This window comes from Nonomuraea sp. H19, from assembly GCF_052068215.1.
Classification (GTDB): Bacteria; Actinomycetota; Actinomycetes; order Streptosporangiales; family Streptosporangiaceae; genus Nonomuraea.
The window spans coordinates 142,339-152,207 of sequence record NZ_JBQHCV010000028.1 but is presented as its reverse complement, the minus strand read 5'-3'; the positions used below and the strand labels follow the sequence as shown (position 1 = coordinate 152,207).

Sequence of the window (9,869 nt, the reverse complement as noted above, 5' to 3'; positions counted from 1 at the left end):
CTGCTCCGCAGCAACGTCCTCACCTGCGAAGTCGCCGACGGCAGCCAGAGCACCCCCCGCATCCGCCGCGCCGCCGATACCGACGAAGGAGGACGCGGGCTCCAGCTGGTGTCCGCGATCTCCCATCGGTGGGGCACCCGCTACACCGCCAACGGCAAATGCATCTGGACCGAACAACTCCTGAAGCCCGAATCACCCGCCCTGCTCACGGATCAGAGCGGCCTGGACCTGTACGACCTGCTGGACGATTAGTGCGGTGACCACATACGTTCACCGGACCAGCGACACACCGGTTCAACGCCGACAACGCTGGAGATGCCCACGTCCTGAAGCCACATGAGGGGCGCGGCACCCACACCGGTGGGCGGCTGCGGTCGCTAGTACATCTTCGTGGTGGTGCGCTGGATGACGGCGGGGGCCAGGCGGACGCGTTGGGCCGTGACCCGGTGGCCGAGGGTGTCGGTGAGCCGCACGGTGAAGGGGCCCCGGCCCATGCCGGACTCGGCGATCCAGTAGTTGTAGTCGGCGCGGGCCAGCTTGCGCCACGCACCGCCGGCGCCCTTCACCTCGACCGAGGTGAGCGGGTTGCCGTGGTCGATGACCAGCAGGGCCAGCCACCACTGCGACGACCCCTCCTTGACGCGGAAGGAGAGGGGTTTGCCGACTCGCGGGTTGCGGACCGGGCGGTAGGTGACCCCCGCCATGCCCTTGCCGGGGTCCGCGACGCGGGCGAAGGCCGTGCGGCTCAGGTCGATGTGCCCCGTCGGGCACTCCGGGCACTGGTCGACGACCTTGACCCGGACGGTGCCCCTCGGCCCGGTGACGTTCAGGTAGCCGCCGCAGGCGGCCGCGGCGGCGTACTCGCTGGGGGAGAGCGCGACGTAGAGGTTGCCGGCGGGAGGCGACGGATATGAGCAGTTACCGCCCCCGGACTGGAGTTCGTAGAAGGTCGCCTTTCCCCTGATCGCTTTTCCTCCGACCGCCTTCGCCTGCACGCGGGTGGCCGCGCTGCTCTCCCCGCTCCGGGCGGATTGCGCCAGGGCATGGGCGGGCAGGAGCGAGGTCGCGGCGAGCACGGCTGCTAAAACGGGGGGAAAGCGTCGCATCCGGGGTTCCTCTCGTGCGGGATGGATGCGACAGTAGCGAAATCGGTACATCTCGGTACGGCAAAGCACCATATATCCAGATATGCGATCTCCGGCCGGGCCGCCGAGGATGTGCCCACCCGGAAACGGGTGTCCCGCAGATCTTGGGCCGGCAAAAGTAGATCATGTAAGGTGAGCCCGGCATATCCACCAACGGCCTGGAGCCCGCCGTGCCGCACATGTCTCGCCGCCAGGTTCTCTCCCTGCTCCCCGCCGCCGGTCTGCTCGCCGTAGCCTCCCCCTCGCGTGCCGCGGCGGGGATCGATCACGCGCGGCTGCTCGCCAACACCGTGGCGATCTTCGCGGGGACCCCGGACGTCAATGCCCGGCCCGAGGTCGCCGGCAAGCTCGCGGCGATCCTCAAGACCGCCAGGCAGCGCCTGGCCGCCATGGACCAGGCGGGCGAGGGCGAGCTGTTCTCCGGTTTGCAGCTCGGCACCGACGACGCCAATCTGCGACTGGCCTACCAATACCTGTACGAGATCGCGCTCGCGACCCGCACGCCGGGCGGCGAGCTCGTCGATGACACCGCCGCCCAGCGGCGGGTGGCCGACGGCCTGCTGTGGTTGCACGAGCGCTATTACGGCAACCAATCGCAGGGCTACTACGGCAACTGGCACAACTGGGAGATCGGCATCTCCACCCACGTGAGCAGGACGCTCGCCCTGCTGGCCGAACGGGTGCGGGAGGAACGGCCGGACCTGACGGCGACCTACATCGCGTCGATGGACGCCTACCTTCGCAACGGCAAGGACGGCGACGTCGACCTCGACTCGCGCTTCCACACCGGGGCGAACCTGGCCGACATCACCGCCAACCGGATCCTGCAGGGCGCGCTCACCGCCGACGACGCCCGCGTCGGCAAGGCCATCTCCGACCAGGCCACCGTCTTCACCACGATCGACCCCTACAACCTCCGGCACGGGGTCACCGACGGCTACTACCGCGACGGCTCCTTCATCCAGCACCACTCGGTCGCCTACACCGGCTCCTACGGGCGCGCCCTGCTGTCCCGTGTCGTACAGACCCTCAAAATGCTCGAGGGCGCGACGAGCGGCGGTGCCTCCGACCTGAGCAGCGTGGTGTACCGCTGGATCGCCGACGGCTTCGCCCCGCTGATCTTCGAGGGCTGGATGATGGAGATCGTCAAGGGGCGGGCGGTCTCGCGCACCAACACCGGCTACGCCGACGTCGGGGTGATCGTGGAGGCCATCGCCGACCTGGCCGACCACGTCGAGGCCGCCGGCGCCCTCGCGCTGAAGAAGTACGTCAAGTTCCTGCCGGCCGCCGACACGGCGGCCTTCGTCTCCCCGGTCAGCATCGCCCGCTACGCGGCCATCCGCGCCGACTCCGCCATCCCGGCCGCCGACCTGAATCCGCCCGAGCGCTGCGTGGCGTTCAACGCCATGGACCGGACCGTCCACCGGCGCCCCGGCTACGCCTTCGCCCTGGCACGAAGCTCCGACCGGATCAGCAAGTACGAGTACATGAACGGCGAGAACCTCATGCCCTGGTTCCAGGGCGACGGCGCGTACTACCTCTACCTCGCGGGCGAGGACCAGCGCGAGGTGTTCGGCGTCGACTACTACACGGCCGTCTCGCCGTACCGGCTGGCGGGGGTCACCGCGCCGGTGGAGGAGCGGCGGACGGTGCCCGAGCTGTACGGCCGGTTCTGGTACGAGAACCCGGGTCATCCGCTGAACTTCACCTCCTCCTCGGAGTCCCAGAACACCTACGTGTACTTCCCCCGCGCCGGGAACGCCTTCTCCGGCGGCGCGACGCTCGGCGCGTACGGCGTGGCCGGCATGGTCCAGTCCGACGACGCCGCCTACACCGCCAAACAGGCGGGCATCCTGCCCGACGACTTCGTCGCCTACCGCAACGGCCGCGCGACCAAGTCCTGGTTCATGCTCAACGACGAGATCGTGGTGCTGGCCGCGGGCGTCTCCGGTCAGGGCGGCCGCGCGGCGGTGACCACCGTGGACAGCCGCATCGCCGCTCCCGGCGACGCGATCGCGCTCACCGGCGAGGGCTGGAACGGCGGGGCCTGGCAGGCGGGCGACACCACGCCGCCGCGCTGGCTGCGCTACGCGAACGGCACCCGCCGTACCGCGATCGGCTACGCCTTCTTGACCAGGCAGCCCATCGCGGCCGGATTGGAGACGGTGACCCGCAGCCGCAGAGTCGTGCGCACGGCCAATCCCGACACCAGCGTGACCAAGAACGTCTTCACCGCCTCGGTCACCCACCCCGCCACCGGTGACGTCCCCGCCCTCGCCTACGCCCTGGTCCCGAACGCAACCGAGACCCGCCTGCGCGGCTACGCGGACGGCCCGCTGACCGTCCTGGCCAACAACCGGCACGTACAAGCGATCAAGCACAAGACTCTCGGGATCGTCGCCGCCAACGTCTTCGCCGATGGCCCGCGCCACGTCGACCGTCTGCTCATCGACGGCCCCGCCGCGGTCATCGTCCAGTCCGGCGCGCGCACGGTCGTCGCCCTGTCCGACCCCACGATGAAACGCGACCGCGTCACCGTCGTCCTGTACGGCGCGTCCCTCAGGCTCGACGCGGCCGACGAGGGGGTGACGGTACGGCGCGTGCCGGGCGGCACCCTGGTCCAGGCGGCGACCCGCCACGCCCACGGCCGTACCTTCACCGCCACCCTGCGCTGAACCGGCCCTCGGAGCCCAAGGTGTGATACCTCGGCCGGCGGCGCGTCGGGACCCGCGTGCGCGGGGAGCCGTTCGGCCGGCCGGCCGATGCTGCTACAAGGAACTTCCGCTCGGCCCATCTATCGACTCGCCGGCGCTCCAACCGCCGGTCCCCTGACCACGAAGCGAACCCTTTCCTCCGACGGCCCCGCCGAACTGCCGCCTGATTTTCAAGTCGGGGATTCCGACGAGGCCGTTGAGCGCGATCGTGAGCGCCGCCCCTCTCCCTTTGGTCGTTCTCGCCTGCTCGATCAACTCCTTGCCCGCTGGGGCAGGTCGCCGGGAAAGGCCCAGCCACCGGCGCGCGACCAGCCCGCGGTGCAGCAGGTCCTCCTCCACCGCCCGCACGCTCTCATGCCCCTCCATCGTGGCGAGCGCCTCCCGGAGTCCGGAACGCTGCGCCAGCGCCACCTCCTCCACGGGATCGGCTGCGCCGGCTCCCGCAACGGAATAGAGCTTGCCGTCATGGGATAAACGCATTCGCCCCTCGATGACGAGGGTGGCAAGCGCCGCCAGGGCGACCCTCCGACGACCACCGCTGAGGTAGGCGACCTCGTTACGATCCACCGCACATCCCCCTCTCGGACGGCGTCCTCGATGGCAACCGGCGATCACAGCCCCCACTGCACCGCGCCGCCATCCCGCGAACCCGAACTGGGCCGCTGCCGTCCTGGATCACCATATAGAGCGCCGATCCAGCTCTCCAGGGGCACTCTTCGACCTGGCTCGCCACGAGTCAGGCCGATGGATGTATCCAGGCAGGAGGTCGCGCAGGCAGGAGGTCGCGCCGCCGCCCCGTCAGGCCGGCGGCGCGCACCCGGCACCCTGTTGCGCGCCACCGACATGCCCATCAAGACCATCCGCCGCTACGCCCAGCCCGTATCCTCCGGGCCCCGGCAACAAACAGGACGACTTCGACGATGGACCATTCCCACGTGCGCGGGGAGCACTTCGGCGACCTACGCATTCAGCGGCTGCCGAGGCCGTACATCAGGTCCGTCACCCGGGCAGGTGGGCCACCCAACGCTAAACCAGGGAACACCTACGGCCAGCAGGTGTTCTTATGGTGAAATATGCCGAATGGAGCGGGCGAGGCAGCTGGTAGGCGAGATGCTCATCTACTGTTTCGTGGTCGTCCTGCTGACCGGCGGCTTTCTGGCCTTCTTCTACACGCCCGACGGCCAGACGGTGTCGTACGGCGGCAGCTACGAGCCGTTACGAGGCGTCCCGATGAGCGCCGCCTACGACTCCGTCCTGAGGATTCGTGGAACGCCGCAACCCGGCCGCTTTCAGCCCGGCGCGGGCTTTCGAGCCCGACAAGCCTGACCGGCTACCAGCAGACGGAGCCCGTGCACTTGTGACGTGACCGGTCCACGCGATAGAAACGTCCGACACGAGAGAGCGCTCTCTCGCGGTCCGGCGGTGTCCGGCCGCCCGTCGAAGGGTCTCATCCACCTCCGATGTCCACTGTCCATGGAGCGCTGCACACGCAGCGGAAAGGACGAGCCGTATGACGACCCAGCCTCCCGGTGACGGGAGTCTCACGAGGCGGCGCCTCGGTCTGCGAATTCCCCGGGCGTTAACCGTCGGTCTCGCGCTGGCGACCGCCGTCATGACGGCGGGAACGCCCGCCACCGCCGCATCGCCGGCTCCCGGCGCCCCTGATCTCGGGCCGAACGTCACCGTCTTCGATCCGAGCATGCCGGTCAGCGAAATCCAGGCGACCCTCGACGCGGCGCACGCCGCTCAGGTCGACAACGAGATGGGCACCACGCGCCACGCCTACCTCTTCAAGCCCGGCACGTACGGCACCACCGAGCACCCGCTCCAGATCAAGGTCGGCTACTACACCGAGGTCGCCGGCCTGGGCGCCTCGCCCACCGACGTCGTCATCAACGGCAAGGTCGAGGTCTACAACCGCTGCCTGGCGGACGGCGGAACCGGTAACTGCCTCGCGCTCGTCAACTTCTGGCGCACCCTGTCCAACCTGTCGATCAACGTCAACGCGGCCGGCCAGGACGGCTGCAGGGCGACGGCGAACTTCTGGGCCGTCTCCCAGGCGGTGTCCCTGCGCCGTCTCGACATCAGCGGCGGCAACCTGTCGCTGATGGACTACTGCACCGCCGGCCCGCAGTACGCCAGCGGGGGCTTCATCGCCGACTCCAAGCTGCCGTCCGTCACGAACGGCTCGCAACAGCAGTGGCTGACCCGCAACAGCGAGGTCGCCGGCTGGTCGAACGGCGTGTGGAACCAGGTCTTCTCGGGCGTCGTCGGCGCACCGGACCAGGCCGGGTTCCCGAATCCGCCCTACACGACCCTCGACGCCACTCCCGTCAGCCGGGAGAAGCCCTACCTGTACGCCGACGCGCAGGGCAGGTACAAGGTCCGCGTGCCCGCCGCCCGGAAGGGCACGCGCGGCATCTCGTGGGCCGACGGCATGACGCCGGGCCGTACGCTGCCGATCAGCGACTTCTTCGTCGCGAAGCCGTCGGATTCGGTGCAGGTCATCAACAACCAGCTCGCGCGCGGCAAGCACCTGCTGCTCACGCCCGGCGTGTACGACATCGCGCGGAGCATCGAGATCAAGCGCCCGAACACGGTCGTCCTCGGTCTCGGGCACGCCACACTCACCGCCGTCAACGGCTCGACCCCGCTCGTCGTCGCCGACGTCCCCGGCGTCGTCGTCGCCGGCGTGACCGTCGACGCGGGCCTCGAGAAGTCGCCGGTTCTGCTGCGGGTGGGCAAGAAGCACGGGCAGCGCTGGAGCTCGGCGGACAACCCGGCGACTCTGTCCGACGTCTACTTCCGGGTCGGCGGACCGCACGTCGGCAAGACCGACATCGCGCTCGAGATCAACAGCGACAACGTGCTCATCGACCACACCTGGGTGTGGCGCGCCGACCACGGGGTCGAGGGCTTCACCGACACTCAGCGCTGGAACACCAACATCGGCCGCAACGGCGCCGTCATCAACGGCGACCACGTGACCGCGACCGGCCTGTTCGTCGAGCACTTCCAGCAGTACAACACCGTCTGGAACGGCGACGACGGCACGACGATCATGTATCAGAACGAGCTTCCGTACGACCCGCCGACCCAGGCCGACTGGATGAACGGCGACGTCGAGGGCTGGGCCGGTTACAAGGTCGGCAACCGCGTGAAGACGCACAGCCTCTACGGCGGTGGAGTCTACGTGTTCAACCAGAACAACCCGCAGATCCACACCGAGAACGGCTTTGAGGTTCCGGAGACCCCGGGCGTCAAGCTGCACCACATCATGACCGTCAACCTCAGCGCCGGAACGATCGACCACGTCGTCAACGGCGTGGGCGACGCGGCCGACACGACCAAGGTCGGTGCGCCGGTGTACGTCGCGGACTACCCGGCCCCGTAGGGCCCGTTCTGGTGGGCCGGACCCTCCGTGCCCCGGCCCACCGGCACGTTGTCGTGATGATCAGGCGGCCTGCACCGTACGGCCACGCCATCGCCGGCCCCTGGTAGACCCCGCGAACGGGTTGTCACCTCCGAGCGGTGTCCTCGCTCCTCGATCCGGCGACGGACCCCGTGATGAAGGCGCGCATCACCGAGTGGCGGAAGAGCGTACCTGCCAGGTGTTTCCCTGGCGGCCCGCTGCAGCGCCATCCATGCCGAGTGACAGGCATTGAATGCCAACCGAGCGCGACTCCGCGACAACCATCAGTGACAAGCAGACGTCTCACATGTGCGGGCCCCATCTCTCCGACCCGAGGACACCATGATGCGTTCACACCACACAGCCTGGTTAGCGTGTGCAGCCATCCTCGCGACTGCCTGCCTCACCGCGTGCGGCGGCCCCCCGGCCGCTCCCGTAGAGACAGTCACCGCGACAGTGTCAGCGCCCGCCGTCACCGAGAGCGCACAAGAGTCCGATCCCCCGAAGCCGGAAACAGGCTCACCCGCCGAGCCCGCAGCGGAGGAGAAGAAGCTGCCGGACGTCGTCGGCATGAACCTGCAGGAGGGCCAGGACACGCTACAGGCCGCCGGCTTTTACGTGTTGAACGACAAGGACGCTACCGGGCAGAACCGGCTGCAGGTGTTCGACCGCAACTGGGTCATCACCAAGCAGTCCCCCGCGGCGGGGCGCAAGGTGAGCACGGACACGTTGATCACCTTGTACGCCAAGAAGATCGGCGAATAGGCCTGCCCCGGACAGCACGAAAGCCGCGAGGCTTGGCCAGAACAGGCGTGCCGTACGCCGACTCTTTCGCGAGCACGACGACGCTCCTCGCATGGGGTCGTACGGCAAGCGCCGTGGGCAGGCAGGTGGCCGGCGTGCTGTAGAGGTCCGTCCCTCAGCTGCCGGTGATCCGCAGGGGCATTCGTTGTCGCATGCGAGGCCGATCGCCACCCCAGGCCGAGCCCTCCGGAGACTGAACAGCGCACCCCCGTGAGCGCGATTCAGCGCGCCGTTTGCCTCAGAAACGCTTCGTGTAGCGGGTGCCCCGGTAGTAGATCTTCACGCCGTCGGGCTCGGAGGCACTGTGCCCGAAAGAGTACTTGCCGATGTTGCGATAGCCGGTCTTACCAGCGGAAACCGCCACATAGCCAAAGTCGGACTGCCGGTCGCGCACGATCGCGTACTTGATCGTGCGGGTGCAGTTGTTGACCACCCGGACCTGCCACTTGGGATCGGACCAGCCGTCGTTGTTCAGCTTGATGCGGGTGGCTTTCACGCAGGAGGGCCAGGCGGCGGCCGCGCGCTGGGCGCTCGAACTCGAGACCGGAGTCAGGCTGGTGGCCGAGCCGGTGGCGGCCTGCGCGGTCAGTGGGGCGGCCAAGAGAAAGAAAGTGGTGCCCGCAGCCAGGAGGGGGAGGACTCGCATCGGGTTCCTTCCGGAGTAGTGAGCTTTGCCGGGATTCGGCATATATATACATTTGGATGCGTCCGAAACCTGGGAAGTTCACCCGGAGTTGCCCCCGGTTTGACAGACACGTCGGGGCTTGCGGCTACGTGGCGCATAGTCGCCAAGGTGTCGAGCAAGGACTGGCCGGGTCCGTCAACCGGTCCCGGCCATCGCCGCGAAGCGGCGGGCGAGCAGGGCGCTGGCCTCCCGCAGCTCCGGAGGCTCCAGCACCTCCGCCTCGAAGCCCAGCCGGGCCACGCGAACGGCGAGCCAGTCCAGGTCCTCCCCGCCGACGACGAGCACGCACCACCCGTCGCGATCGTCCTCCACGCGCCCCACCTGGGGCGGCACCAGCTCCCGCACCCGGTCGGGCCGGGCGTGCACCCGCACCCGGGCGAGATACCGGTACGGCGCCTCGGCCACGGACCGCTGCACGTAGGCGACCGGGTCCGGATGCTCCCTCGCCCGGAAGCGCCAGGTCGTCGCCACCACCTCGCGCATCCGGTCCAGCCGGAAGGTGCGCCAGTCGTCGCGGTCGGCGTCCCAGGCCATCAGATACCAGCGGCGGCCGGTGGCGACCATTCGCACCGGCTCGACCGTGCGCTCGCGCTCCCCGCCGTCGCGGCCGGCGTACCGGAACCGCACCCGCACGGCGTCGCGACAGGCCCGCGCGAGCGTCACCAGCAGCTCCGCGTCGATCTCGACCCCGGGGCCGACAAGGGTCTCGGTGGCGCCGTACACCGCCCGCACCTCGGCGCGCAGCCGGGGCGGCATCACCTGGTCGAGCTTCGCGAGCGCCCGCAGTGCCGCCTCGCCCGCCCCGGCGACCGTGCCCCCCGCCGCCAGCCGCAGAGACGCCGCCGTCGCGATCGCCTCCTCGTCGTCGAGGAGCAGCGGCGGCAGCCGAGTGCCCGCACCGAGCTGGTAGCCGCCGCCGACGCCCGCTGTCGCGTGCACGGGGTAGCCGACCGCGCGCAGCCGCTCCACGTCGCGGCGCACCGAGCGGTCGGTGACCCCCAGCTCGGCGGCGAGCTCGGCGGCGGTCCAGGACGGCCGGCGCTGCAGCAGCGCCAGCAACCGCAGCACCCGTTCGGTCGTCGCCTCGACAGTCATGTGCGCATCGTTCC

At 69.3% G+C, this 9,869-nt stretch carries 9 protein-coding genes; 5 read left to right on the top strand and 4 right to left on the bottom strand.

Annotated elements, in window-relative coordinates; translation table 11 throughout:
- Positions 1-252 (top strand): ATP-binding protein (locus ACTMTI_RS44965; protein WP_441126972.1); only part of this gene is annotated, 252 nt, incomplete at its 5' end.
- 125 nt (positions 253-377) lie between these two features.
- On the opposite strand, the gene ACTMTI_RS44960 is transcribed toward ACTMTI_RS44965, so the two are convergent.
- Complete coding sequence (locus tag ACTMTI_RS44960; RefSeq protein ID WP_441126971.1) at positions 378-1,106, bottom strand: expansin EXLX1 family cellulose-binding protein; 729 nt, start codon at positions 1,104-1,106, stop codon at positions 378-380.
- Between the two features lie 218 nt (positions 1,107-1,324).
- Between ACTMTI_RS44960 and ACTMTI_RS44955 the strand changes: the two genes are divergently transcribed.
- Positions 1,325-3,820 carry a polysaccharide lyase family 8 super-sandwich domain-containing protein gene (locus ACTMTI_RS44955; RefSeq protein ID WP_441126974.1) on the top strand — a complete coding sequence of 832 codons (2,496 nt, stop codon included), beginning with the start codon at positions 1,325-1,327 and terminating at the stop codon, positions 3,818-3,820.
- 93 nt (positions 3,821-3,913) lie between these two features.
- Here ACTMTI_RS44955 and ACTMTI_RS44950 read toward each other — a convergent pair whose 3' ends face one another.
- The gene (locus ACTMTI_RS44950) at positions 3,914-4,426 is read right to left on the bottom strand and encodes a hypothetical protein (RefSeq protein ID WP_441126970.1); all 513 of its coding nucleotides are present in this window, start codon (positions 4,424-4,426) and stop codon (positions 3,914-3,916) included.
- Between the two features lie 513 nt (positions 4,427-4,939).
- On the opposite strand from ACTMTI_RS44950, the gene ACTMTI_RS44945 reads away from it, so the two are divergent.
- The 3 genes from ACTMTI_RS44945 (at position 4,940) to ACTMTI_RS44935 (ending at position 8,036) form a co-directional block, all read left to right on the top strand.
- The gene (locus tag ACTMTI_RS44945) at positions 4,940-5,185 is read left to right on the top strand and encodes a hypothetical protein (RefSeq protein WP_441126969.1); all 246 of its coding nucleotides are present in this window, start codon (positions 4,940-4,942) and stop codon (positions 5,183-5,185) included.
- A 184-nt stretch (positions 5,186-5,369) separates the two neighbouring features.
- Positions 5,370-7,253 (top strand): adenylyl cyclase, encoded by a 1,884-nt coding sequence (locus tag ACTMTI_RS44940; protein ID WP_441126968.1) that lies wholly within the window; start codon positions 5,370-5,372, stop codon positions 7,251-7,253.
- A gap of 474 nt (positions 7,254-7,727) precedes the next feature.
- Complete coding sequence (locus tag ACTMTI_RS44935; RefSeq protein ID WP_441126967.1) at positions 7,728-8,036, top strand: PASTA domain-containing protein; 309 nt, start codon at positions 7,728-7,730, stop codon at positions 8,034-8,036.
- A gap of 277 nt (positions 8,037-8,313) precedes the next feature.
- Here the strand turns inward: ACTMTI_RS44935 and ACTMTI_RS44930 are convergent, their stop codons facing one another.
- Together ACTMTI_RS44930 and ACTMTI_RS44925 are read right to left on the bottom strand one after the other, a co-directional pair.
- Positions 8,314-8,721, bottom strand: coding sequence for a hypothetical protein (locus tag ACTMTI_RS44930; protein WP_441126966.1), 408 nt, complete (start codon positions 8,719-8,721; stop codon positions 8,314-8,316).
- A 174-nt stretch (positions 8,722-8,895) separates the two neighbouring features.
- Positions 8,896-9,855: a helix-turn-helix transcriptional regulator gene (locus tag ACTMTI_RS44925; RefSeq protein WP_441126965.1), complete on the bottom strand. Its 960-nt coding sequence runs from the start codon at positions 9,853-9,855 to the stop codon at positions 8,896-8,898.
- Positions 9,856-9,869 lie beyond the last annotated feature (14 nt).

What these genes read in the sequence shown, in the direction of transcription:
- ACTMTI_RS44945 (WP_441126969.1), top strand. Translation starts at nt 4,940, where the DNA reads ATGGAGCGGGCGAGGCAGCTGGTAGGCGAGATGCTCATCTACTGTTTC.
- ACTMTI_RS44955 (WP_441126974.1), top strand. Translation starts at nt 1,325, where the DNA reads ATGTCTCGCCGCCAGGTTCTCTCCCTGCTCCCCGCCGCCGGTCTGCTC.
- ACTMTI_RS44925 (WP_441126965.1), bottom strand. Translation starts at nt 9,855, where the DNA reads ATGACTGTCGAGGCGACGACCGAACGGGTGCTGCGGTTGCTGGCGCTG.
- ACTMTI_RS44930 (WP_441126966.1), bottom strand. Translation starts at nt 8,721, where the DNA reads ATGCGAGTCCTCCCCCTCCTGGCTGCGGGCACCACTTTCTTTCTCTTG.
- ACTMTI_RS44960 (WP_441126971.1), bottom strand. Translation starts at nt 1,106, where the DNA reads ATGCGACGCTTTCCCCCCGTTTTAGCAGCCGTGCTCGCCGCGACCTCG.
- ACTMTI_RS44940 (WP_441126968.1), top strand. Translation starts at nt 5,370, where the DNA reads ATGACGACCCAGCCTCCCGGTGACGGGAGTCTCACGAGGCGGCGCCTC.